This window comes from Bacillus pretiosus (genome assembly GCF_051294775.1).
Classification (GTDB): Bacteria; Bacillota; Bacilli; order Bacillales; family Bacillaceae_G; genus Bacillus_A; species Bacillus_A wiedmannii.
Map to the genome: position 1 here is coordinate 269,515 of NZ_JBPPHF010000003.1, position 23,398 is coordinate 292,912.

The 23,398-nt window shown below is 36.2% G+C and carries 26 protein-coding genes; 18 read left to right on the top strand and 8 right to left on the bottom strand.

The window, feature by feature from the left end:
- The first annotated feature begins 53 nt into the window (after positions 1–53).
- From ACSG5Z_RS17910 to glpD, 10 genes are all read left to right on the top strand, one after another.
- A complete protein-coding gene (locus tag ACSG5Z_RS17910; protein WP_435711886.1) occupies positions 54–926 on the top strand; it encodes an alpha/beta fold hydrolase in 873 nt (290 codons plus the stop codon).
- A gap of 76 nt (positions 927–1,002) precedes the next feature.
- Positions 1,003–1,203, top strand: coding sequence for a sporulation YhaL family protein (locus tag ACSG5Z_RS17915; RefSeq protein ID WP_000449224.1), 201 nt, complete (start codon positions 1,003–1,005; stop codon positions 1,201–1,203).
- 194 nt (positions 1,204–1,397) lie between these two features.
- The gene (locus tag ACSG5Z_RS17920) at positions 1,398–2,249 is read left to right on the top strand and encodes a DUF2935 domain-containing protein (RefSeq protein WP_046953966.1); all 852 of its coding nucleotides are present in this window, start codon (positions 1,398–1,400) and stop codon (positions 2,247–2,249) included.
- Positions 2,250–2,541: 292 nt separating this feature from the next.
- Positions 2,542–3,186, top strand: coding sequence for a DUF7018 domain-containing (lipo)protein (locus ACSG5Z_RS17925; RefSeq protein ID WP_097906866.1), 645 nt, complete (start codon positions 2,542–2,544; stop codon positions 3,184–3,186).
- 28 nt (positions 3,187–3,214) lie between these two features.
- A complete protein-coding gene (locus tag ACSG5Z_RS17930) occupies positions 3,215–4,288 on the top strand; it encodes a DUF3994 domain-containing protein (protein WP_435711888.1) in 1,074 nt (357 codons plus the stop codon).
- 379 nt (positions 4,289–4,667) lie between these two features.
- On the top strand, positions 4,668–5,117 hold the full coding sequence (locus tag ACSG5Z_RS17935; RefSeq protein WP_435711889.1) for a helix-turn-helix domain-containing protein: 450 nt from the start codon (positions 4,668–4,670) through the stop codon (positions 5,115–5,117).
- 88 nt (positions 5,118–5,205) lie between these two features.
- Complete coding sequence (gene glpP / locus ACSG5Z_RS17940; RefSeq protein WP_000394296.1) at positions 5,206–5,766, top strand: glycerol uptake operon antiterminator GlpP; 561 nt, start codon at positions 5,206–5,208, stop codon at positions 5,764–5,766.
- A gap of 226 nt (positions 5,767–5,992) precedes the next feature.
- Positions 5,993–6,814 carry a glycerol uptake facilitator protein GlpF gene (gene glpF, locus ACSG5Z_RS17945; protein WP_088610017.1) on the top strand — a complete coding sequence of 274 codons (822 nt, stop codon included), beginning with the start codon at positions 5,993–5,995 and terminating at the stop codon, positions 6,812–6,814.
- A 12-nt stretch (positions 6,815–6,826) separates the two neighbouring features.
- On the top strand, positions 6,827–8,317 hold the full coding sequence (gene glpK, locus ACSG5Z_RS17950; protein WP_097890536.1) for a glycerol kinase GlpK: 1,491 nt from the start codon (positions 6,827–6,829) through the stop codon (positions 8,315–8,317).
- A gap of 133 nt (positions 8,318–8,450) precedes the next feature.
- Positions 8,451–10,133, top strand: a complete 1,683-nt coding sequence (gene glpD, locus ACSG5Z_RS17955; protein ID WP_435711890.1) for an aerobic glycerol-3-phosphate dehydrogenase — start codon at positions 8,451–8,453, stop codon at positions 10,131–10,133.
- 389 nt (positions 10,134–10,522) lie between these two features.
- Here glpD and ACSG5Z_RS17960 read toward each other — a convergent pair whose 3' ends face one another.
- On the bottom strand, positions 10,523–10,687 hold the full coding sequence (locus ACSG5Z_RS17960) for a hypothetical protein (RefSeq protein ID WP_000561154.1): 165 nt from the start codon (positions 10,685–10,687) through the stop codon (positions 10,523–10,525).
- A gap of 138 nt (positions 10,688–10,825) precedes the next feature.
- On the opposite strand from ACSG5Z_RS17960, the gene ACSG5Z_RS17965 reads away from it, so the two are divergent.
- From ACSG5Z_RS17965 to ACSG5Z_RS17980, 4 genes are all read left to right on the top strand, one after another.
- Positions 10,826–11,269 (top strand): DUF2283 domain-containing protein, encoded by a 444-nt coding sequence (locus tag ACSG5Z_RS17965; protein WP_435711891.1) that lies wholly within the window; start codon positions 10,826–10,828, stop codon positions 11,267–11,269.
- A 106-nt stretch (positions 11,270–11,375) separates the two neighbouring features.
- The gene (locus ACSG5Z_RS17970; RefSeq protein ID WP_435711892.1) at positions 11,376–11,909 is read left to right on the top strand and encodes a sigma-70 family RNA polymerase sigma factor; all 534 of its coding nucleotides are present in this window, start codon (positions 11,376–11,378) and stop codon (positions 11,907–11,909) included.
- A gap of 4 nt (positions 11,910–11,913) precedes the next feature.
- Positions 11,914–12,321, top strand: coding sequence for a PadR family transcriptional regulator (locus ACSG5Z_RS17975; RefSeq protein WP_435711893.1), 408 nt, complete (start codon positions 11,914–11,916; stop codon positions 12,319–12,321).
- Positions 12,322–12,328: 7 nt separating this feature from the next.
- Positions 12,329–13,594 (top strand): FtsW/RodA/SpoVE family cell cycle protein, encoded by a 1,266-nt coding sequence (locus ACSG5Z_RS17980; protein ID WP_435711894.1) that lies wholly within the window; start codon positions 12,329–12,331, stop codon positions 13,592–13,594.
- A 101-nt stretch (positions 13,595–13,695) separates the two neighbouring features.
- On the opposite strand, the gene ACSG5Z_RS17985 is transcribed toward ACSG5Z_RS17980, so the two are convergent.
- From ACSG5Z_RS17985 to prsA, 3 genes are all read right to left on the bottom strand, one after another.
- The gene (locus tag ACSG5Z_RS17985; protein ID WP_435711895.1) at positions 13,696–14,259 is read right to left on the bottom strand and encodes a hypothetical protein; all 564 of its coding nucleotides are present in this window, start codon (positions 14,257–14,259) and stop codon (positions 13,696–13,698) included.
- A gap of 85 nt (positions 14,260–14,344) precedes the next feature.
- Positions 14,345–16,681 carry an RNA polymerase recycling motor HelD gene (gene helD / locus ACSG5Z_RS17990; RefSeq protein ID WP_435711896.1) on the bottom strand — a complete coding sequence of 779 codons (2,337 nt, stop codon included), beginning with the start codon at positions 16,679–16,681 and terminating at the stop codon, positions 14,345–14,347.
- A gap of 420 nt (positions 16,682–17,101) precedes the next feature.
- On the bottom strand, positions 17,102–17,968 hold the full coding sequence (gene prsA, locus ACSG5Z_RS17995) for a peptidylprolyl isomerase PrsA (protein WP_435711897.1): 867 nt from the start codon (positions 17,966–17,968) through the stop codon (positions 17,102–17,104).
- 280 nt (positions 17,969–18,248) lie between these two features.
- Here prsA and ACSG5Z_RS18000 point away from each other — a divergent pair, with 280 nt between their 5' ends.
- Positions 18,249–18,362, top strand: coding sequence for a hypothetical protein (locus ACSG5Z_RS18000; RefSeq protein ID WP_002007073.1), 114 nt, complete (start codon positions 18,249–18,251; stop codon positions 18,360–18,362).
- Between the two features lie 30 nt (positions 18,363–18,392).
- On the opposite strand, the gene ACSG5Z_RS18005 is transcribed toward ACSG5Z_RS18000, so the two are convergent.
- Positions 18,393–18,587, bottom strand: coding sequence for a hypothetical protein (locus ACSG5Z_RS18005; protein WP_000172690.1), 195 nt, complete (start codon positions 18,585–18,587; stop codon positions 18,393–18,395).
- A 117-nt stretch (positions 18,588–18,704) separates the two neighbouring features.
- Here ACSG5Z_RS18005 and ACSG5Z_RS18010 point away from each other — a divergent pair, with 117 nt between their 5' ends.
- Positions 18,705–19,040, top strand: a complete 336-nt coding sequence (locus ACSG5Z_RS18010; RefSeq protein ID WP_000383652.1) for a DUF1878 family protein — start codon at positions 18,705–18,707, stop codon at positions 19,038–19,040.
- A 5-nt stretch (positions 19,041–19,045) separates the two neighbouring features.
- On the opposite strand, the gene ACSG5Z_RS18015 is transcribed toward ACSG5Z_RS18010, so the two are convergent.
- From ACSG5Z_RS18015 to ACSG5Z_RS18025, 3 genes are all read right to left on the bottom strand, one after another.
- Positions 19,046–19,603: an HTH-type transcriptional regulator Hpr gene (locus tag ACSG5Z_RS18015; protein WP_000834920.1), complete on the bottom strand. Its 558-nt coding sequence runs from the start codon at positions 19,601–19,603 to the stop codon at positions 19,046–19,048.
- Positions 19,604–19,901: 298 nt separating this feature from the next.
- Positions 19,902–20,264, bottom strand: coding sequence for a YtxH domain-containing protein (locus ACSG5Z_RS18020; protein WP_087985644.1), 363 nt, complete (start codon positions 20,262–20,264; stop codon positions 19,902–19,904).
- 185 nt (positions 20,265–20,449) lie between these two features.
- A complete protein-coding gene (locus ACSG5Z_RS18025) occupies positions 20,450–20,884 on the bottom strand; it encodes an HIT family protein (RefSeq protein WP_435711900.1) in 435 nt (144 codons plus the stop codon).
- A 557-nt stretch (positions 20,885–21,441) separates the two neighbouring features.
- Here ACSG5Z_RS18025 and ecsA point away from each other — a divergent pair.
- Together ecsA and ecsB are read left to right on the top strand one after the other, a co-directional pair.
- Positions 21,442–22,185, top strand: a complete 744-nt coding sequence (gene ecsA / locus ACSG5Z_RS18030) for an ABC transporter ATP-binding protein EcsA (RefSeq protein WP_088062328.1) — start codon at positions 21,442–21,444, stop codon at positions 22,183–22,185.
- Entirely contained in the window at positions 22,178–23,389 is a 1,212-nt protein-coding gene (ecsB, locus tag ACSG5Z_RS18035) for an ABC transporter permease EcsB (protein WP_088610606.1), read from the top strand. Before ecsA ends, ecsB begins: the two co-directional genes overlap by 8 nt.
- Positions 23,390–23,398: the final 9 nt, after the last annotated feature.

Consider the following 23,398-nt stretch of genomic DNA (forward strand, 5'->3'; position numbering starts at 1 on the left):
AACCAAATAATGTAAAAACTTTAAATAGCAACAAGAGAAAGGAGACGGGAATTTTGAAACGGTTTAAATTTTATTTTATTAGCGGTATTGTGCTCGTTTTGTTAATCGTATGTAACTTCGTTGATAAGCCGATTGCAAAGGTTGGAGAAGTGAAAAATACTGTTATGATGAAGCTGAATACGAAAGAGAGTATGGCGCAAATTGATGGACAGACGATTTACTTTAAGCAAATTGGTGAGGGCAAGCCGCCTTTACTTATGCTTCACGGGTTTGGTGGTTCTTCAGATGGGTTTAGTGATATTTATCCGGAACTTGCACGAGATCACACGATTATCGCGGTTGATATTTTAGGGTTTGGGCGTTCTTCTAAGCCGGTTGATTTTCAGTATTCGTTTCCTGCGCAAGTGAATTTATATTATAAGTTAATGAAGAAACTCGGATACGATCAATTCGCAGTACTTGGTCATTCGATGGGCGGAGAGATGTCTCTAAATTTAGCGTATTTATATCCGGATGCAGTAACGCATCTCGTTTTAGCGGATTCTACAGGGATCGAGTCTTTCCAGCAAAAAGAAAGCTATGAAGTGCCGCCGCTATCAATGGATTTACAAACTGTAACAGAGATTACAGATTATAATAAAAATGCAGTGAAAAATAGTCGCGACGATAAAGAGCATTATGATCAGCTGACGAAAATGAGAGAGCGCCGCATCGCGATGGAAGCCGATAAAATTAAGGTTCCGACTTTAATTATATGGGGACGACACGATAAGAGCGTTTCTTGGAAAAATGGTGAACTGTATCATGAGCTATTTGCGAATAGTACGTTCCATATCATTGAAAAAGGATACCATGCACCATTTCGCCAGGAACCAATAGAATTTATGGAATATGTACAAGCGTTCTTCGAGAAGAACCCGCAATAAATTTTAAGCATAAATCCACTTCTTTCCTCATACAGTGAAACTAATAAGGCTTGTCTAAGGAAAGGAATGAAGTACAGTGGAAACTTTACCATGGTGGGTGTATCTTGTAATCGTCGGGATCGTATTAAGTGGCTACATGGTTTTATATACTTCAAAAAAAGAGCAAGATATGGATAATGAGTTTATCGAAAAAGAAGGCGAAGTGTATATGAAGCGTTTAGAAGAAGAGCGAGAGAAACGGAATCAGGATACTGATAAGGATTCGGTATTGCTTTAATAGAAATTTTGAAAGGCTATCACCTAGTAAAATTTTATATCTAGGTGATAGCCTTTTTCTTCTGGGGGAGCAGGTTATATAAGTTTAACTTTACATGTATACGAGATTCATCATGAACTTTTATAAATGGTATTTATATATTTTTTTACTCATAAGAATGGAACTAGTGCAGTATTTACTGGGGGGGATTAACAATGCATAGGGATGAAACATCATTACATCCTGATACAGGTGTTACATCTGTAATGTTTGTTGAGCGTTCATTAAATGAAATTCGTTTTTGGTCTAGAATCATGAAGGAGCATTCTTTTTTTCTTCGCTTAGGGTTTAGATGTGAGGATACTCAACTAATCGAAGAGGCTAATCAATTTTATCGATTGTTTGAACATATCGAACAAATAGCGCATTCCTATACAAATGAAACAGATCCTGAGCAAATAAAAAGATTTAATTCAGAAGTACAACAAGCCGCAACTAATATTTGGGGATTTAAACGAAAAATTTTAGGATTAATTCTCACATGTAAATTGCCAGGACAAAATAACTTTCCATTGTTAGTTGACCATACGAGTAGGGAAGCTGATTATTTTAGAAAACGTTTAATACAATTAAATGAAGGTAAATTAGATGCTCTTCCTGATGCTATTATTAAAGAAAATGTTTTCTTTTTAAGGATTATGGCAGACCATGCTAAATTTATTGGTCATCTTCTTGATCCATCGGAAAGAAAGCTTGTAGACACAGCGCGGAATTTTAGCAATGATTTTGATGAATTGATGTATCAAGCAATTGACTTAGAATCTATGAAACCACAATCTCAAACAGTCCCACTTTTAGATCAATTTTTAGATCAAAATCGTGTGTCGGTTGCATCTCTTCGGGATTTTAAGAAAACAGCACGTGATTTAATTGAGCAATGTAAAATAAAGAGTATCATTCATCCATTATTAGCAGACCATGTTTTCCGTGAAGCTGATAGATTTCTTGAAATCATTGATATGTATGATGTTCACCTTACAAATATTCAATCACAACCTAGATATTAGAAGATAAAGAAAGATACTATTTTACTTTCAGCTGAGAAGTTAACAATTTATTGTTAGCTTCTTTTCTTTGTGAATAAAATTTCTTTTCGTTTAGTAAATTTCCCTGTGAAGACTTCATAAATCCCTTTGACCAAATATGTAATTCTCTGTAAAATGATATATATGGAAAGATTATGAATATACAGGAAATCTATTGATAGTAGATTCTAATAAATTGTTCGGGGGGAATTTATTAGTTAAGTATATTAACTTGTTTGCACTGAATTTTACAAATAAAGGGGTATGAGTAATCATGAAAGCAAAGAAATTAGTAAGTTTAGCGTTACCAGTTATGTTATTGAGTGGTTGTATTACAATTGAAACTGATGGTAAGAAAGCTGAACCAAAGAAAGAAGAAACGCAAAAGGTAGAGAAAGAGAGTAAGTCAACTGATAGAAAGAAAGAGGATAGCTTATCTGTAGCGAAAGGTGAAGATACAAACAGTAGTTCATCAAGTAGTCAACAAAGTTCTTCTTCAAATAATTCTACTTCTTCTAATTCTTCAACTGGTAAGGTAACTGGTTCAGATGTTGAAAGATACAAGGCAGATATTATAAACAGTGCCACTCAAATTGAAGATACAATGAAATTAATTGAAGGAATAGCAGATTCAGACGTAAAATCATACAAGCAAAAGAAAAGTGAAGTACAACTGAGTTTAGGTGGAGCAAAGGCAACTGCAACGAAACTGAAGAATCTACAAGCGCCTCCTGAATTACAGGGAGAACAAGCGAAGATAAAGCAATCGATGGAACTGTATGCGGATTGTTTTCAACTTCTCTTTGATGCATTAGACCAAGAAGACGAGAGTAAAATGCATCAATCATTAAGTAAAGCACAAGAAGGCTCAAAACTGTTTGAAGAAGCAGCGAAGAGTATCGGTAGCAAAACTAACTAAGAATAAATTACTTAAAGGGATATGAGGTATGAAAGTGAAAAAACTAATAGCTGCTGCAGTTCCAGTTGCCATATTATTAAGTGGTTGTGTTACAGTAAAAGATTCGGCAAATAAAGAAGAAAAGACAGAAGAAACGAGTAAATCTAAGGCTGCTGAAACGAAAGAAAAATCAACTAATTCGAAAGAAGAAAGTAAAGATGTTCAAAAGGTTGGAGTTTTAGATGAAGATTATGCACAATATTTATTAGATATTGAACAGGATATGTTAAGACGATTTGATTACTATGACGCTTCTGTAAGAGATTTGAGAAATGGAAGTAAATCAAAAGCTGAGGTATTAGATAGTATTAAAGACATCTATAAAGTATTTGATAAGATAGAGAAGATTTACGCACCGCAAAAACATAAAGAAGACCAAAAAGAGATTGAAAGAGCGACAGGTAAACTAAGAGAGACATTCGGTGAAATAGAGAAGTTATTCAACGATAAAGGCTTCAGCTTAGAGACCGATACGGAAATCTTAAATAAAGCAAATACAAAATTAGAGGAAGCAAAACGTATTTGGAAACCTACATTCGATAAGTTAAGATCCGAAATAAAAGGTGATACAGCCACAGAAAAATCTACTAGTACAACAAGTACTTCTACACCGACAAACCCAACTACTGGTATTCAGACTCAAACAGATAAAAGCCAAGCTAAAACGGGGGTATTTGTAGGTACAGTTGGTACAAGTGAAGAGTTAGGAATTAATTATGGAAACATGGAGAAGAACATCAAAGATGGGACTGAGATTATTGGTAACTGGGGTATTGATTACGGTAGTGGCATAAAAACTACGTTAGTACTAAAAGGTGATAAAACATTTGAGTCCTATGCGAATGGTTCTTATCCGAATAAAGATAACTACTTAACAGGAACATATGCGGTAGATGTTCCGTCATTCCAGTTGTCCTTAAAAGTAACAAAAGCAGTTAAAGACGGTCAAGAAGTAAAGTTAACAAATGATAGTATGATGTATAAATTACAAAACTATGATGGAAACACATTACAAATTTATCATATGGATGATAACGTTCGTATTCGTTATGCAAAACAATAAATAGTTGGCAAAAAACTCTGTAATAAATTTTACAGGGTTTTTTTGTTCGTTCTAATTGTATTTCTTCATTAATTTCCCTGGCGCTATCCATATTAGTATAAGTTGAGAAATCAACAAAACGATTTTCTTTTTGGAGAATGATAAGAAGGAATAGCGTATTTTTTATGTCTCCTCCTGTATTTACTAGTGTTCATTAGTTGTATTATTGTTCGGGAAATTATTATAGAAGAAAAGTATATAAAACCAGCGTGATATAAAGTATGAAATAGCGCCATTTTACTATGTAACGCAAAAGTTGCACCACCTACGCAACGACAACTCGCTTTACTCTTCATTAGTTATTTGCCCATACTAGACGTAGAGAGGTGATAAACACAGTATGATTTTTAGTGAACGCTTGAAACGAGAACGAGAAAAACGAAATTGGTCGCAACATGATTTGGCTGAAAAAATTCATGTAAGTAGACAATCTGTTTCGAAATGGGAGACGGGAAAGAACTATCCGAGCATTGAAATTATTATTCATCTAAGTGATCTGTTCGGTATTACGATTGATGAGTTGCTAAGGAGTGATGAAGAGTTGACGCAAAAAGTAATTAACGATAGCAAACAATTAGCATATCCAAAATTGAAGGTGTTTTTCGATAGTTTATTTATGATGGGTGTATTTTTATTTCTTACAAAAATCGTTGTATGGATGTTAAATAAGTTTGCCGGAGCGAGCATTACACTTGTAGCAGATGCACCGTATGTAATGAATTTTTTACCCTTCATATTAATGGTTATAGGTGGCACGGGTTCTGATAAGTTGAAGAAAATATATAGATAGAGGAAATAATTTCCCCACACTAGCTGTTCTTTCTACTTAAATTGTGTACTATAAAGGATAGGATGACATAAAGAAGGGGACATTTAGAATGGAATTTCATGAACAGAAGATTTTGCCGGCAGTGAGACAAATTAAAGATTTGGAAAAGCTATTACATAGTTCATATGAGTATATTGTTATTTTAGATATTCATGTTGGTCAATTGAAGAGTGTTGTGTCACTTGCGAAGCAGCATAGTAAAAAGGTGTTTTTACATGTTGATTTGATCCATGGATTACAAAGTGATGGGCATGCGACGGAGTTTTTATGCCAAGAATATAAACCGTACGGGTTACTGTCGACAAAGGCGAGCGTGATTATGAAGGCGAAGCAAAAGGGTGTCGTGTCAATTCAACGCATCTTTTTAATTGATTCTAGCGCGATGGAAAAGAGCTGTAATTTGCTAGAAAAGACGAAGCCGGATTATATAGAGGTGCTCCCTGGTGCGCTAACGGATGTGATTGCTGAAGTGAAAGAGCGTACTGGTGTCCCGATTTTAGCGGGTGGTTTCATTCGTACTGTGCAAGATGTTGAAAGAGCTTTAAGTGCTGGTGCGACAGCAATTACGACATCAAAAAAAGAACTATGGAAACATTACCAAAAAAAGTGACGAAAATGTGAAAAAATTCTGTTGACACCGCTTTCATGAAAGGTTAACATTATAGACAAGTTAATAAACGTGACGGAGAAAAGAAGAGATCCACATTTTATTGTTTCTATATATTTTTATATAGAAGCATGTAAGCTGTGGATCTTTTTCTTTTGAAAAAACGAATGGCCATTCATTTTACCTCTATCACATTTGAACGCATTTAAATTGATTGTGGAGGGATTTTATGTCAGCATTTTTAGGGGAATTAATAGGGACAGCGTTGTTAATCGTACTTGGTGGCGGCGTTTGTGCTGGTGTAAGTTTAAAGAAATCGTTTGCGAAAGATTCTGGATGGATTGTCATTACAATGGGCTGGGGCTTAGCGGTAGCGGTAGCAGCGTACGCGGTTGGATCAATTAGTGGGGCGCATTTGAATCCGGCTTTAACGATAGGACTAGCATTTAAGGGAGCGTTCCCATGGAGTGACGTACCAGGTTATATCGCAGCACAAATGATTGGGGCAATTATCGGGGCAGTTATCGTATATTTACATTACTTACCACACTGGAAAGAAACAGAAGATCCAGGAACAAAGTTAGGCGTATTTGCAACAGGTCCAGCAATTCCGAACACATTTGCTAACCTTTTAAGTGAAATGATTGGAACATTCGTTTTAGTATTTGGTATATTAGCAATTGGAGCAAATAAATTTGCAGATGGTTTAAATCCATTTATCGTAGGTTTCTTAATTGTAAGTATTGGTTTATCATTAGGTGGAACGACAGGATACGCGATTAACCCGGCTCGTGATTTAGGTCCGCGTATCGCACACTTCTTCCTTCCGATTGCAGGAAAAGGCGGTTCGAACTGGAAGTATGCATGGATTCCAGTAGTTGGTCCAATTCTAGGTGGATCACTTGCAGGATTATTCCATCAAGTTGTATTTGAAGGAAAACAAAATGCAGCACTTATTTATGTGATTATTGCAACTGTGATTGTACTAGCAATCTCTTATATGACAAGTAAAAAAAGTGAAAGCACTACAAATAGTAGAAAAGTAGCATAGGGGGAAACCATTATGAAAAAATATATTCTTTCTTTAGACCAAGGAACAACTAGCTCACGCGCAATTCTTTTCAATAAAAAAGGTGAAATTGTTCATTCAGCTCAAAAAGAGTTTACACAACATTTTCCAAAGCCAGGCTGGGTAGAGCATAACGCACAAGAAATTTGGGGATCTATTTTAGCAGTTATCGCAACTTGCTTAAGTGAAGCAGATGTAAAACCAGAACAAATCGCTGGTATCGGTATTACGAACCAACGTGAAACAGCGGTTGTATGGGATAAAACGACTGGAAAACCAATTTACAACGCAATCGTATGGCAATCTCGTCAAACAGTTGAAATTTGTGATGAGCTAAAAGAAAAAGGTTATAGCGAAATGGTTCGCGAAAAAACAGGTCTTTTAATTGACGCATACTTCTCTGGTACGAAAGTAAAATGGATTTTAGATAATGTTGAAGGTGCAAGAGAAAAAGCAGAAAACGGCGATCTATTATTCGGAACAATTGATACGTGGCTTGTATGGAAATTGTCTGGCGGTAAAGCGCACGTAACGGATTACTCAAATGCATCACGTACATTAATGTTTAACATTCACGACTTACAGTGGGATGATGAGCTTCTAGATATGTTAACAGTGCCAAAGAGCATGCTTCCAGAAGTACGTCCATCATCTGAAATATATGGAGAAACAATTGATTATCACTTCTTCGGTCAAAATATACCGATTGCAGGTGTAGCTGGTGACCAACAAGCAGCATTATTTGGACAAGCTTGTTTCGGTGAAGGTATGGCGAAGAACACGTACGGAACTGGTTGCTTCATGTTAATGAACACAGGAGAAAAAGCAGTAGCTTCTGAGCACGGCCTATTAACAACAATTGCATGGGGTATAGATGGTAAAGTAAACTACGCATTAGAAGGAAGTATTTTCGTAGCAGGTTCTGCAATTCAATGGTTACGTGACGGAATGCGCATGTTTAAAGATGCAAGTGAGAGTGAAGTGTACGCATCACGCGTTGCATCAACTGATGGTGTATACGTGGTACCAGCATTCGTTGGACTAGGAACACCTTATTGGGACAGTGAAGTACGCGGCGCTATGTTTGGTGTAACGCGCGGTACGACGAAAGAGCATTTCATTCGTGCAACACTAGAATCTTTAGCATACCAAACGAAAGATGTATTATGTGCAATGGAAGCAGATTCAGGTATTGAACTGAAAACATTACGCGTTGATGGTGGAGCAGTTAAAAATAACTTCTTAATGAAGTTCCAAAGTGATATTTTAGACGTTCCTGTAGAGCGTCCAGTAATCAACGAAACGACAGCTCTAGGTGCAGCGTACTTAGCTGGTCTTGCGGTTGGATATTGGAAAAACCAAGATGAAATTAAAGAACAGTGGCATATGGACAAACGCTTTGAACCAACGATGGAAGCGGAAACAAGCGAAGAGCTATATGCTGGATGGAAAAAAGCAATTGAAGCAACAAAAGCTTTCAAATAATCATAAACAGTGTTATAATGGTGACAAGTTAATAATTCGGTAGGAGATTTGGAGAGACCACAACACGCTATAGAGGCGAAATCTATAGCGGAGTTCGTGGTCTCTTTTTTCGTTATCAAAGGGAGGAATTACCATGAAATTTTCAAGTAAACAACGTAAAGACGTATTAAACGGAGTAAATAAACAAGAGTTAGATGTGATCGTAATTGGTGGAGGTATTACTGGTTCTGGTATTGCATTAGATGGAGCAACACGCGGGTTATCAACAATTGTGTTTGAAATGCAGGACTTTGCAGCAGGTACATCAAGTCGTTCAACGAAGCTTGTACACGGTGGTCTACGTTATTTAAAACAACTTGAAGTGAAAATGGTAGCAGAGGTGGGGAAAGAGCGTGCGATCGTATATGAGAACGGTCCCCATGTAACAACACCAGAGTGGATGTTACTTCCGTTCCATACAGGCGGTACGTTCGGAGCATTCAGTACATCAATTGGTCTTCGTGTATATGACTTCTTAGCAGGCGTAAAACGAAGCGAGCGCAGAAAAATGTTTAACCGTGAAGAAACATTAAACAAAGAGCCACTTGTAAAAAAAGAAGGATTAAAAGGCGGCGGTTACTACGTAGAATATCGTACAGACGATGCGCGTCTTACAATTGAAGTAATGAAAGAAGCAATTGAACACGGTGCGAAGGCTGTTAACTACGCAAAAGTAGACGGTTTCTTATATAAAGATGGAAAAGTATGCGGTGTACGTGTAATCGATTTACTAGATGGCGAAGTGTATGAAGTGTATGGTAAGAAAATTGTAAACGCAGCTGGTCCTTGGGTAGATACACTTCGTGAAAAAGATAACTCAAAAAAAGGGAAAGTACTTCAGTTATCAAAAGGTGTGCATTTAGTAATTGACCAAAAACGTTTCCCACTAGGGCAAGCTATTTACTTCGATACACCAGATAAACGTATGGTGTTCGCGATTCCTCGCGGCGGAAAAACATACGTAGGTACAACAGATACGTTCTATGATAAAGACGCAGCTGTACCGCACATGACAACAGAAGATCGCACATATATCATTAACGCGATTAACTACATGTTCCCAAGTGTAAAAATTACAGAAAAAGATGTGGAGTCAAGCTGGGCTGGTGTACGTCCGTTAATTTATGAAGAAGGTAAGAATGCATCTGAAATTTCTCGTAAAGATGAAATTTGGACTTCTGAATCTGGTTTAATTACAATCGCAGGTGGTAAATTAACAGGATACCGTAAAATGGCTGAAATGGTAGTAGACTACGTAACAAACCTATTACAAAAAGAAGGTCATAGTGCATATCCGAAGAGCGATACGAAACATATGCCAATCTCTGGTGGACATGTAAGTGGTTCACACGGATTCCCAGCATTCGTTGCGAAAAAAGCAGACGAAGGTACGAAATCTGGTTTAACGAAAGCACAAGCAGAAGAATTTGCGAAATTCTATGGCTCTAACGTTGACGTACTGTTCGACTTAGCGAAAAAACATAAAGACGAAGCGAAAGAATACAACATGCCGCTAGACGTTCTAATCCCACTTGTATACGCAATGGATTATGAAATGACAGCAAAACCAGTCGACTTCTTCGTACGCCGCAGAGGCGCTGTGTTCTTCAACATCCACTGGGTATACGAGTGGAAAGAAGCAGTAATCAACTACATGGCTGCGAAACTAGGCTGGAGCAAAGAAGAGCAAATGAAATACACAGCTGAATTAGAAAAAGCATTAACAGACGCTGTCATTCCTGTAGATCAACAAGAACAAGCAGCTGCATTAGCGTAAAATAGAGAAACACCTGAAGAGAACCTCTTCAGGTGTTTTTTATCCTTTTCGGCAAGAAGGCTCCATCTGATTTGTGTTACGGGTGAAACCCAACAATTCAGGTGGAGATGAATTGCCGTCAGAAGGTAGTCTGAACTCTTTTGTTTTTTTGTCTTACGATACAATCTGCCCTTAGATAAGGAGGGAATATATCTTAAGATAACGAAATTGGATAATAATCATCATTTGTTGACCTTGACTAAAAATAAATAAAATGTGTTACAATGATGATAGAGTATATAGTATGAATTTTGCATACAATAAAGAAGACAGAAGCCTGAGAAACTTCTGCCTTGTGTAACCTAACTTACTATTGTGGTGGTAGTAGATGCGGTTATAAGACAATTACATTAACGTTTTAGCCGAGAACCGCCCTTACCTTTTCCACGAAGCAGGGTGGTTCTCGCTTTTTTGTATACAGAAATTAGCCACGGACCGACGTATCTTCTACCGATGACAACGCCAGCTCCGGTTAGGATACCATACACTAATTTAATTACAAACATCGCGATCATTTTATCACCTCCCCCCTTTTTTCAAAATGGCAGAGATGATTATCACACCTACTAGTTATAGCTTATTAAGTTACATTTCAATTGTATTATGTTTTAAAATAGGGAACAAGACAAATGAATACGGATATGAGGTGCAGCATGAAAAAATTAATTACTTATGACCCTGAAATCCAGATGGCATATCTGTATGTAATTCCATTCACTTCAGAAATTGAGATTGAATCGACTGAAGAGTTGGAAGAAAATCCAAAACTGAATGTAGATATAGATCAATTTGATCGTATAGTGGGGATTGAGTTTTTTGGAGAAAATGCTGATAAATTAAAAGAATTAACAAATAGGAGTAAAATATATAAGAAGAAAACTTCAAATGATAATAAATACATATACTCCTTTAGAGTTTCTCAGGATAATTATTTGCAAAAAGTGTTATTTCAAAATGTTTTATTTTATTTTGCAGATAAGAAGTATGAAGAATTTATTGGTTTTGATATTATCAAGCCATCTTTGTATGGCCATGAAATATTAGATTCTTTAAGTGAATGTATTGTAACGACTATTCGGTTTATTATATGTAAATAGCTGGAAAGTGTTTTATAAAAACGTTATTGCCATCCGTATTTTTTTATGAATTTATAAAACTTTTCCATACAGTGCGTCGTCTAATATATGGGAAGGAGGAAATGACGTGGATGAATTAACGGTAGAAGCGTTTGAAATAGAAGATAAGGAACTCCTTATCGATGAAATCATGAATAAGTATGGACAAGAAGTCTTACAGCTTGTGTATTCATATGTGAATAATAAAGAGGTTGCTGAGGATGTAACGCAAGATATATTTGTGAAGTGTTATAAATCTCTTCATACATACAAAGGGAAGTCGAATGTGAAAACGTGGCTATGGAGAATTGCGATTAATCAATGTAAGGATTATATAAAAAGTTGGTATAACAAAAAGGTGATCGTGACAGAGGATGAATCTGCTTATATTGAAGTTCCAAATGATAGTGTCGAACAAACTGTTATTCAAAATGCGGAGGATCGTGAGCTTGCTTCTGCAGTAATGAATTTACCGATAAAATACCGAGAAGTCATTTATCTATTTTATTATGAAGAATTATCAATTAAAGAGATTGCTATTGTAATAGACGTGAAAGAAAACACGATAAAAACGAGACTGAAAAAAGCGAAGGAGCTTTTGAAGAAAGGATTGGAGGAATAATCAAATGGAAGATCGATTAAAAGGCCTGCGAAAATCAATGGAGAATACAACGTTTAAACATTTGAGTTTTTCTGATCAACACCGAAAGCAGGTGCGCGAAAAAATCAATGCATCACACGAAAAGGAAGAGGACATCTCTTTAGCCATTTTACAACTCCTCAGTAATGAAAAAACAGGATACGAATTGTCACAGCTGCTACGAGGGAGAGGGATTCGAAAATTCGAAGGAAATGAAGGTTTTTTATATACCATATTACATCGCCTAGAACAGAACCGTTTTATTCAATCAAGTTGGGATCATGAAGGAGCGAAATATTATCAATTAAATGATAAAGGCAGAAAGATGCTACGAAAGGCAGAGAAGAATGCTACAAAGGCACGATTTATATTAAAAGGATTAGTACAGGAGTGAGGCGAAATTGAATAAAAAAGGGGAGCGTTTTGTAAGCGAAGTTACCAATCATATTAAATCAAAAGAAGCAAAGAGCTTTGTGGCAACTGAACTAGATTTTCACTTAAAACAGGCAAAGAAAACATGGATAGAAAAAGGATTAAGTGAGGACATTGCTGAAAATAAAGCTGTGGAACAAATGGGAAGTCCGATTAAACTAGGGCAAGAACTTAATAAACTTCATAAGCCAAAGGTGGATTGGTTCTTACTTATTTTGTTAGTGGCTGCTATGGGATTAGGGTTTTTACCGGTTTTAGTTTTTGGATATACGAATGATGTAATAATAAATAAGGTGATATTTGTTATTCTCGGTGTTATAACAGCGATCGGGATGATGTTACTTGATTATCGGAAATTAGAGAGAATGGGATGGTTGTTTTATATAATCGGAGTAGTTGTCCTGTTAATGCTATACTGTTTTCCAAACGCTTCAATGATTGGAGAACCGTTAATACAAATCGGCCCAATTGCAATTGACTGTCTAATGGCAGTGCCTTTCTTTTTTCTAGCTTGGGCTTCTTTTTTTAATAATAGTAGGTTAAAGATTATACATCTTGTGGTTTTATATTTATTTTCTTTATATTTATTTTTGATTGTATCCACCCTTTCGTCAATTTTTATCTATATTACGATGGTATTCGTTATGCTTTGGTGGAGTAAGCTAGGAAAGAACACGTCGTTGATTATTACGGTTGTACCTATTTGTTTATTTATTATCAAGGTATCCGTATCATGGTCTTCAGGATACCACTTAGATAGACTTTTAGGGTATTTAAATCCTGAGCGTGATGCACGTGGCGCAGGGTTTATGTATATACGTTTAAAAGAGGCGATGTCGTCAGCAGGTTGGTTTGGTACAGCTGGAGATACAAGGTTCATCCCTAATCCAGATACTGATTTTGTATTTGCAAGTTTGACTTACTATTATGGGTATTGGCTTGCGCTCATTCTTGTCTTCGTTCTTTCTCTTTTTGCAGCAAGATTAATAGTCATATCTTATAAAATAAATGATCGGTACGGTAAATTGCTGCTTGTTGGTGGAGTGACTCTTTTTGTATTCCAGTTCATTTATAATGTTGGAATGATACTAGGATTAGTGCCGCATGCTGCTATATCCTTACCTTTTATTAGCTACGGATTAACGCCGACTGTATTTCATGCGCTTATAATGGGGATCGTGTTAAGTGTATATCGGCGTAAAGATATTTCAGTGAGAATGAGCAAAATACCTTAATACTTATATAAGTTGCATATAAAAGAATTCATTATTATGATCAAGTACAAACGTAAATAGATAGTAAGAGAGGGGTATGATAAATACCCCTCTTTTCGTGTTTAAATAAGTGCACTCTCTTTAATAGAAAGACATAATTCAGAACGAGAGATTGATTCAATTAGTTGTTGTAAATAGGAGTATTCTTCCGCATCTTTTTCGGAAGTGTTAGGATCTAATAAAAGTGAAGATAGAAGTACATCAATTGTAAGTATGTCTGCGTCATGAGAAGTAATGTGATAACCTGCAAATACTGGGCGTTTTAAGCCTTTTACTTTTTGAATCAACTTATGGAATTTTGTAACATTTATATGGATTGTGGCTAATGGAAAACATTTATCGGTCGGGTTATTGATAGTTTTTCTGATTTTATAATCGTATACGTAATAGTACTTTTCTTGTTCTTCTAGTTTTTGTAACTCTTTCGTTAATAAATGGTATGTATCTGTAAGACCAGTTGTGAGTGCATCGTGTTCTGCGCCAACTAATAATGTGATAGGTCTTGGTGATGAGATTGAGAGAGGGCGGATGTTTAGGTCAGTAAAAGTAGGATTAGATTGTAAAATGTTATGTAATTTTTCGGTAGGAAACACGCCGTCATAAATAGCAATAAAATAATGGTTCATCTTGTCACTCCTTAGCTTTTTCTAAACTGATATATTCTATTTTTAAGGTGTAAATCCTGCATAAAAAAAGAAACACCTTGAATCATCAAGGTGTTTTCGTTATAAGCTCAAAACTCTCCGAATTAGCCCCAAGTATAAAAGGACTAACCTCGCCAACGCTATAAAGTTGCAATTCATGCATTGCACGCGTGCAAGCAGTATAGAACAATCTACGAACGCTCTCGTCGCTGTATACATCTTTAGAAGCATTGTAAATAATAACAGCATCAAATTCGATACCTTTCGCTAAGTAAGCAGGGATCACGACAATGCCTTGCTCATACTCGGCTGAGTTACTTTTCACAAGTTTAATATTGTCGATATGACGAAGTGCTTCGTAGGCAGCGGCGCTTTCAGCTGCAGATTTACATATAATTGCGATCGTATTATGCTGCTCTTTTTGTAGTTCAGCAACTTTGGCAGTAATATGCTCGTGCAGTTCGCTGTCATTTGATACTTTCGTCACTGTAGGTTTCTCACCGTCACGTTCAAAGGCGTGAATGTTCTTGCCCTCCGGTACGAGAGTGCGTGTAAATTCAATAATTGGTTTTGTTGAGCGATAGCTACGAGTTAAGTTGATGCCGTTCGTTTCATCTGGTCCGTATAAGCTAGTAAGTGTGTTGAAATTCACTGCTTCACTCGCATGGGCAAATATCGCTTGGTTAAAGTCCCCGAGTACAGTCATTCTTGCAGCAGGGAAGAGACGTTTTAAAAACTCAAACTGAAACGGCGAGTAATCTTGCGCTTCGTCTACGAGTACGTGTTTAATCGATCTATTCGTTTGGAAGCCTTCAATTAATTCTTTTAAAAGTAAAAATGGCGTCGCATCCTCGTAATAGAGCTTTCCTTCATCAAGCATGTTTACTGTTAAGGAGCAAATATCATCCCATTCTTTCGGCTTTTCTCCAGTAACCCATGATGCATCTGTAAAGAGCTGTTTATATATGCCTGTGAAATTGATGAAACGTAATGTTTGAACGCCTTTACGAAGTGGCTTCAATTTTTTACGGACAATCATACGTCCAAGTACTTTCGTTTCTTTCTCAAAATCATTAAAGGAGTTGTCGTCAAACTCGCCTTTTTTCTGTAAATATTTATAAGCCTTTTGGTATTCATCTTTACTAAGTAATTCAATTTCCTCTTCTACCCAAGGCTTTTTCAGTTCTGTTTTTTCAATTGCATCTATTTGTTTATTTAGCCAATCCGTTAACTTTTCAATTCGATTATGGAAGCGGAGGGAGGAGTCAGTATTGTAAAACTGCTCTGTAATTTCTTTAGCAGAAGCAATTAACTTTCCTCTAAATTTCATTCCTCTAAATTTCATTCCGGAAGATTCAAGAGATTGTCTGTACGCTCTAATCATCTCGAAAAATTGAGTAGATGCTTTAAATCGAATGCTCGCATTTCTCGTTTTATAGGTAGGACTATTCGTTTCAGTTAACATATATTCTAATTGTTCATAAGGGTCTTCAACATCAAATGACTTGCTTAGTCTATGGTTTAAATATTCTTGGAATGTCACTTGCTGCATGTTTTCTTCACCAAGTTCAGGTAGTACGTTAGATACGTAGCTGTTGAACATAGAGTTAGGGGAGAAGAGAATAATTTGATCAGCTTTTAACCATTCGCGATATTTATATAGTAAGTAGGCGATTCGTTGCAGGGCAGCTGACGTTTTACCACTACCAGCAGCTCCTTGCACGATAAGGAGTCGGCCTTCATCGTGACGGATAATTTCATTTTGCTCGCGCTGAATTGTAGCAACGATGCTTTGCATATGTTTGTTCGTACCTTTTCCGAGAGCTTGTTGCAAGATCTCATCACCAATTGTAAGGCTCGTATCGAACATAGAATCAATCTCGCCATTTTGAATAATGTATTGTAATTTTTTCTCCACATTACCGTGGATTACGCCGCCTGGTGTACTGTATTCAGCTGGCCCTGGTGGATAATCGTAGTACACACTCGAAATGGGTGCACGCCAGTCGTATATAAGAAAGTTTTCTCCGCTTGCATCAGTAAGTGTAGCTACGCCGATATAAATTTGATCCGCAGCAGATTCTCCTTCTTCTTTGAAATCAATTCGCCCAAAGTAAGGTGCTTTATGCATACGTCTTAATGCGGCAAGTCGATTAAAGGTGTGCTTATGGGTAATTTGTGTGACAGCTAGTGACTGAGCTTGTTGTCTTAAGTTGATAACTGTTTCAAGATAATCATCAAAAGTATCAGTATTAACTTTCACGTCATCCCAAAAGTGTTTACGAATATGGATTACTTCCGCCCGGCGTCTGCCAGTTTCGTTTTCCAGTTTATCAATTTGCTCCGTAATCGTTTCAATTACGGTATCCAATCGTTTTTGCTCTAAATCAAGTTTTTTGTTCATACGGTAAGCACTCCTTTAAAAGTGAAAAATAGAGGTTGACTGAAGATGTGTTTTGGTGTATAATTAAGATACGGATAAATACGTTCTATATATTTTCGAAAACGTGTTTCTGTACTAATTTAACATAGTTTCTTAATTTAATCAATGATAATAAGATAAACCTTGGTTCCGTGCGGTGGAATCGAGGTTTTTTTGTTTTTCTTGAAGAGGGGATCGCGATCATTGTCAGTTTTTGTCGGTAAGTCGATATATTTCGAAAATCGCCGATATAATTAGAGTTGCGGTCGATATAATTGAAAAATCGCTGATATAATTTAGATTCACAAAAATCAACTACATAATTTCATGTACCGAATCTAGACGCAATATATCACGAGAAGAGGGCAAACAAAAAAGCTCGGGCTAATCCCGAGCTTTTTATTATTTCTTTTCGTCTTTCTTAGCGTCAGCTTTTTGCTCTTTGAAAAGATCTTTTAAATCTTTATCTTCAACTTTTACGTCAGCTTTTTTGATTTCTTTCATCATAAGATCGTTCATGAATTCGCCGTCTTGTGCTTTCTTCTGAACGATTTCTTTTTTGATGTCATCTTTAGATTGTTCGAAAGATTTTTCTGGTTCTTTAATGTCTGTTACTTTAATGATGTGGTAACCGAATTGTGATTTCACAGGCTCGCTTACTTCATCTTTTTTCAGTTTATAAGCAGCATCTTCGAATTCTTTAACCATTTTACCAGCGCCAAAGAATCCTAAGTCGCCACCTTTTTCTTTTGAACCAGTATCTTCAGAGTATTGTTTTGCTAACTCTTCGAAAGATTTACCTTGTCCAAGTTCTTCTTTAACTTTTTTAGCAGTCGCTTCATCTTTTACAAGAATGTGGCTTGCTTTAATTTCAGGCTTGTAGTTATCTTTTAATTCTTTATCAGTGATTGTTTTCTCGATAGCTTTTTCTTGCGCTAATTGAGCACGCACACCAGTTTTTAACGTTTCTTCTTTAATACCTTGTTGTTTTAATAGTGTATCGAATTGATCACCGTATTGTTTTTTCATTTCATCGAACTTTTTGTCTACTTCTTTGTCTTCAACTTTGTAGTTTTTAATAAGTACTTTTTCCATAACCATGTTGTTTAGTACTTGTTTACCAGCTTGTGTCTTCATTTGATTGTAGAACTCGTCTTTTGTAATGTCACCAGCTTTAGATGTAACGATTTTGTCTGATGATGATCCTGTTCCACATGCTGATAATGCGATTACACTTGTTGCGGCTAAGGCAAGCATAGCTTTCTTCATTCGATAAACACTCCTACTATTATGTATTTTTAATTTATCCTACACCAATGAATTTTAGTTCATAAGAGCCCGATTAAGTCTCACTGATACTTTTGCTTTGTATATTGGTAAAGCGCGCTTAACAGGGCTTACCGAGGCTTTAGGATAAAGTTAAGATGCGTGTCATTTATTTCATAGTATAAGCAATATGTACAAAATTTAATATATCATATTTCGACTCGATTTCATATTGATAAAGAAAATTTAACCAGTGCGTGTCAGATTTTGAAGGTGTTCCATATTGGGCGCATGCCGCATATACAGAAAAGAGGAGGGGATGGGGATGAATTCTCAACTTATTTTATTACTTGTACTGTTTATTTTATTGGTTATAGTAGGTATAATTTGCTTATAGAGGAAAAAAGTGAGGAAGGGGCTTCCTTCCTCACTTTCCATGAAATATAATTTCTATATAACTAGAAATTAATAAAATTGTTATACATACATTAATAACCCGAAAGACACCGGGTTGGCGGCTCGCAGCTATTTGTTTTCGTTCACACAGTGTATGTGTCATGAAATTCGTGTAAAATATAACAAGAAGTGCGAATGCGACAAAAACAACTGTTATAAGTGTCATGAGGCGAGACCTCCTTTTGGTAAAATACATATACTTTATATATTGTATCATACGATATTTTGTTCGTGTTATAAAATTCAGAAATAGAAGACTTTGTGTTAGAAAGAGAGGGAGAAAATGGACGTTGTTAGAAGATTAGAACAAGCTGAATACTACGTAGACCTACTATTTAAAATGATTGATGAAGAAAAGTGTCCATTTTATTCTTTGATCATAAAGAAAAAAGCTCGTAAAAAAGATATTGAACGTATACTAAATCTTTGTGAAATATTGAACGAGCAATATGTAGTGGAGAAAGCAGAAGGGCTTCTTTTGTTCGATGCGCTGTTAGATCAATTTGAAAAAGCGCTTCCACATCAGCTCGAAGTACACGAAACTGCGGAAGCGCTAGCAAAACAAGGTTTATTTAAGCCGCTTATGAATGAATTCTTAAGCATGATTGCGAAACAATAAATAGATTACTTCTTAACTAACTTCTGATCGGATTCCGTAAAGTTCTCCTCAATATTCTCTAATGATTTCTCAAAAATATCGATGAAGTCTTGTCCGTAAATGTTGCGCAAGATAGCGATAAGTTCGATATTTTCTGGGAACTTACCATAGAAATTACGAAGTGCAAGAGCCCCATTAAATACAGAGTTATTTTCAGGATCATACTCCTCCATTAAGCGAAGTAGTAATTCTTCCCCTTTGTCTGTAATCTCAATGTACGTATTTCGTTTATCATCTTCTTTTTTTGAGAATACAAGATAGCCGCGTTCTTCCAGCTTTTTCGAGAAGTTAAACGCCGTTGATACGTGCATAACTCCAAACTTAGCAATCTCAGAAATAGAAGCCCCTTTTAAATGATAAGCGATTGACAAAATATGATGCTCATTAATGTTTAAATCGTAAGGCTTAATCCACTGTTGCCAATCTTTCTCTACACATTTCCATAACGCTTTCGATAATTGAGCAATGCGTTGGCTGAAAATCATCGCTTCTTTTACCGAGTAATCTTTTTCTCCACTTTTCATTTACTCACCCACTTTAACATTCTTTTTCATTACTATCTATTATGCCAGTAAAGTAAAAATTAATAAAGTCTTTTTGTGAGAATTGTGAAAATTTTTCGGAAAAATAACATTCTATACAAATCATGCATAACTATGGAAGCGTTTTATGAGTCGTGAATACATGTGTTGTCCTTACATGTTAAGTGATAACATATATTGTAAATGCATAAAAACACGGCATATCTGTGTGATATGCCGTGTTAAGGTCGATTTATATAAAAAATATTTGTTATATGCAAAAAACTAAGCAGGAATTTGTTTACGCTTTTTCCGGAACAGCTTCTTGTAGTTTCTCAATTGATTTTTGAATGTCCAAAATCTCTTTCTCAATATGGCGTTTGTTTTGAGAAATGTCTTGCTTCCAGTTAGAAATCGTATCGTGCATATCGTCTTTTAATTCTTGAAACACTTCTTTACCTTCTGAAGCAGTTTCAACGATTTGACGTTTTAATAATTTTGTATCAGCTGTAATATCAGCTAAAGTCTTTTTAATATCATTTCCTTTTTCTTTTAACTTACCGCGCATAGCTTTGCCAGAAGAAGGAGTAGAGAAAAGAACGGCTAGTCCAGCAACTGCTCCGCCGCAAATGACACCTGTAATAAAGGATTTAGCTTTTGACATAAAAGGAAACCTCCTTATTTTTTGTTCGTATTCATGATGTGAAAAAATATGCATATCTTTAAGATAAGGGAAAGAAAATTGTGCGGTGCACGTTCCCTGGCATCTTGAGTGAAGAAACAAGCCTTGCAATATTTAATCACGTTAGGAAAGTGGCTTGTTATGTATTACTTCTTATTATAGTGTCACTATTTCACACTATTTGCAATTGTACTTGCGATGTTCTGTAAATTTTCCATTGTGTATTCATTTTGATGTGATTTCCAAACAGCACCGAAACCATCGTTTTCACCGTAGCGTGGAATTAAATGAAGGTGGAAGTGGAACACAGTTTGTCCAGCTTTTTCACCGTTATTGTTAAGTAGGTTAAAGCCAACTGGGTTAAACTCTGCTTTAATCGCATTTGCGATTTTCGGAACGACAGAAAAAATGTGTGATGCGATTTCTGGCGTTAATGCAAAAATGTCTTGTTTGTGAACTTTTGGAATAACAAGGGTATGTCCTTTTGTTACTTGACTAATATCTAAAAATGCAAGCACATATTCATCTTCGTATACTTTTGAGCAAGGGATTTGCCCGTCAATGATTTTGCAAAAAATACAATTATCTGCTGTATGATTCATCGATCTCATCCTTTCAAATATCCTTAGCCGTATTTTACCATAATTACATAAGAGAACAAACACGAAAAACAGGAAGCTGACTCAGCTTCCTGTTTTCTGAAGAGGGATTGAAAAAGCATTATCGTAATTTACGTTTCGCAGACACCTCATTTATTTAAGAAATGCACGGTAAATCGGCTAAAGTTTCTGCCGCAGACACCCCATTTTCAAGTGAAATGAATTGCAATCTTTTATAAAATGAAATTGTTTATTTTTTAAAACAGTATATGCTCTTTCGGAGACACCCCGTTTCGAAAATGAAACAAATGATCTGGTTATGTGTAAATTTCTTTGTCCAACATGGACACCCCATTTCATGATGACTTCACTATGTTGTTGTACTCATCAATTGGTGGTCGCTTTTTCAATGTGTTCCTTCTTCACTAATTATGATGTCCGCTTTCGTAAAAATATATGCTAACAAATTTAAAATTTTTTTAAGACATCGATACTATGTAGTACAGCGCCATTTTTGGTAAGATGAATATAGAAAATACTAATGAAGAAAGTGGTGTCGTATGAGCGAGTTATTGCGTGTAGAAAATGTTACAGGAGGATATACGAAGCGCCCTGTACTAAAAGATGTTTCGTTCTCTGTTAATAAAGGCGAACTTGTCGGCTTAATTGGTTTAAATGGAGCTGGTAAAAGTACGACGATTAAACATATTATCGGTTTAATGGAACCGAAAAAAGGAACTGTCACAATTAATGGGAAAACAATTCGTGATGATATGACAGCGTACCGTTCTAGCTTTTCGTTCATCCCAGAAACACCAGTATTATATGATGAGCTAACGCTAGAAGAACATTTGAAGCTAACAGCGATGGCGTACGGTGTCGATGAAAAACAATATGAAGAACGTGTAGGACAACTATTACAAGAATTTCGCATGAAAAATCGTTTGAAATGGTTTCCGTCTCATTTCTCAAAAGGGATGAAACAAAAAGTAATGATTATGAGTGCGTTTTTAGTGGAACCATCTCTTTACATTGTGGACGAACCTTTCGTAGGGCTTGATCCGTTAGCGATTCAATCACTTCTTCAAATGATGGATCACATGAAAAAAAGCGGTGCAGGAATCTTAATGAGTACACACATTTTAGCGACAGCAGAGCGTTATTGTGATTCGTTCATTATTCTGCATCAAGGTGAAGTAAGAGCGAAGGGAACATTAGCTGAACTACAATCACAGTTTAATATGCCGGGTGCAACGTTAGATGATATTTATATTGCATTAACGAAGGAAGAAGATTATGAATAGCACAGCATTATGGAAAGAACGATTTCGTCACTTTCTAAAAGAAGTTCGTACATATAGTAAATATGTATTTAATGATCATTTGAAATTTATTTTTGTATTTATCATCGGCGCAGGAGCGTATTATTACCAGCAGTGGTTACAAACGCTAACACCGTCGTTTCCGACAGCACTCGTTATGGCAGTGTTGCTTGGACTTGTATTAACGGCCGGATCGATACAAACGTTATTAAAAGAAGCAGATCTCGTTTACTTACTGCCAGTGGAAGAAAAGTTAAAACCTTATTTCACAAAGGCATTTCTCTTTACGTTTATGATTCAGTTATACATAATCGCCATCGTAGCGGCAGCACTAGCCCCGTTATACTTCCAGCAAATGAAACAAACAGGAGCGGCTTACATATGGATTGTACTCGCGTTTGTTATCGTAAAAGCGTGGAACTTATTCGTAGCATGGGAAAAGTCATTTTTAACAGATCAAAATATACAAAGAGCTGATTGGTTCATTCGTTTTATTTTAAACGGCTTATTTGTTTATTTCCTTGTAGAGCGTACTTCCGTTATGTTTATTGGTGGAATCGTCCTTCTCATGGTGTTATACCTCGTAGTACTGCATCAAATGGTGAAGGGAAAGCCGCTAAACTGGGAGTATTTAATTTCTGAAGAAGGTAAGAAGATGATGCTGCTGTATCGCATAGCGAATATGTTCGTTGATGTACCGGCATTAAAAGAAAGAGTAGCACGGAGAAAATGGCTCGATTTCATTCTTTCGATGATTGGTGAAAAACGTACCTATTTATACTTATATACGAGAACGTTTTTACGATCTGGTAACTATTTCGGCTTGTATGTGCGCCTGCTCGCTCTTGGAGGAGTTATTCTTTACTTCATTCCGTTTTTATATGGACGATTTATCGTAAGCCTTATCTTCCTATACTTAATCGGTTATCAGCTCTTAACTTTATGGAAGCATCACCGCATGAAGATTTGGCTTGATTTGTATCCGGTCGGGGGAGAAGAGAAGAAGAAAGATTTTCTTACTTTATTAAATGCAATCCTTATTATCGGTAGCGTGATATTTACAGTTATATTCGCCCTTGCGACGAAAGATTTCATGATGACGGGCATTTTATTAGTCGTAAGCATAGTATTTAGTATCGGTTTCGTTTATCAATACGGGGCGAAACGTATTGAGCGTTTAAATTGAAGGGAATGA

What these genes read in the sequence shown, in the direction of transcription:
- ACSG5Z_RS17920 (WP_046953966.1), top strand. Translation starts at nt 1,398, where the DNA reads ATGCATAGGGATGAAACATCATTACATCCTGATACAGGTGTTACATCT.
- ACSG5Z_RS17925 (WP_097906866.1), top strand. Translation starts at nt 2,542, where the DNA reads ATGAAAGCAAAGAAATTAGTAAGTTTAGCGTTACCAGTTATGTTATTG.
- ACSG5Z_RS17930 (WP_435711888.1), top strand. Translation starts at nt 3,215, where the DNA reads ATGAAAGTGAAAAAACTAATAGCTGCTGCAGTTCCAGTTGCCATATTA.
- ACSG5Z_RS17935 (WP_435711889.1), top strand. Translation starts at nt 4,668, where the DNA reads ATGATTTTTAGTGAACGCTTGAAACGAGAACGAGAAAAACGAAATTGG.
- glpP (WP_000394296.1), top strand. Translation starts at nt 5,206, where the DNA reads ATGGAATTTCATGAACAGAAGATTTTGCCGGCAGTGAGACAAATTAAA.
- glpF (WP_088610017.1), top strand. Translation starts at nt 5,993, where the DNA reads ATGTCAGCATTTTTAGGGGAATTAATAGGGACAGCGTTGTTAATCGTA.
- glpK (WP_097890536.1), top strand. Translation starts at nt 6,827, where the DNA reads ATGAAAAAATATATTCTTTCTTTAGACCAAGGAACAACTAGCTCACGC.
- glpD (WP_435711890.1), top strand. Translation starts at nt 8,451, where the DNA reads ATGAAATTTTCAAGTAAACAACGTAAAGACGTATTAAACGGAGTAAAT.
- ACSG5Z_RS17960 (WP_000561154.1), bottom strand. Translation starts at nt 10,687, where the DNA reads ATGATCGCGATGTTTGTAATTAAATTAGTGTATGGTATCCTAACCGGA.
- ACSG5Z_RS17965 (WP_435711891.1), top strand. Translation starts at nt 10,826, where the DNA reads ATGAAAAAATTAATTACTTATGACCCTGAAATCCAGATGGCATATCTG.
- ACSG5Z_RS17975 (WP_435711893.1), top strand. Translation starts at nt 11,914, where the DNA reads ATGGAAGATCGATTAAAAGGCCTGCGAAAATCAATGGAGAATACAACG.
- ACSG5Z_RS17985 (WP_435711895.1), bottom strand. Translation starts at nt 14,259, where the DNA reads ATGAACCATTATTTTATTGCTATTTATGACGGCGTGTTTCCTACCGAA.
- helD (WP_435711896.1), bottom strand. Translation starts at nt 16,681, where the DNA reads ATGAACAAAAAACTTGATTTAGAGCAAAAACGATTGGATACCGTAATT.
- prsA (WP_435711897.1), bottom strand. Translation starts at nt 17,968, where the DNA reads ATGAAGAAAGCTATGCTTGCCTTAGCCGCAACAAGTGTAATCGCATTA.
- ACSG5Z_RS18005 (WP_000172690.1), bottom strand. Translation starts at nt 18,587, where the DNA reads ATGACACTTATAACAGTTGTTTTTGTCGCATTCGCACTTCTTGTTATA.
- ACSG5Z_RS18010 (WP_000383652.1), top strand. Translation starts at nt 18,705, where the DNA reads ATGGACGTTGTTAGAAGATTAGAACAAGCTGAATACTACGTAGACCTA.
- ACSG5Z_RS18015 (WP_000834920.1), bottom strand. Translation starts at nt 19,603, where the DNA reads ATGAAAAGTGGAGAAAAAGATTACTCGGTAAAAGAAGCGATGATTTTC.
- ACSG5Z_RS18020 (WP_087985644.1), bottom strand. Translation starts at nt 20,264, where the DNA reads ATGTCAAAAGCTAAATCCTTTATTACAGGTGTCATTTGCGGCGGAGCA.
- ACSG5Z_RS18025 (WP_435711900.1), bottom strand. Translation starts at nt 20,884, where the DNA reads ATGAATCATACAGCAGATAATTGTATTTTTTGCAAAATCATTGACGGG.
- ecsA (WP_088062328.1), top strand. Translation starts at nt 21,442, where the DNA reads ATGAGCGAGTTATTGCGTGTAGAAAATGTTACAGGAGGATATACGAAG.
- ecsB (WP_088610606.1), top strand. Translation starts at nt 22,178, where the DNA reads ATGAATAGCACAGCATTATGGAAAGAACGATTTCGTCACTTTCTAAAA.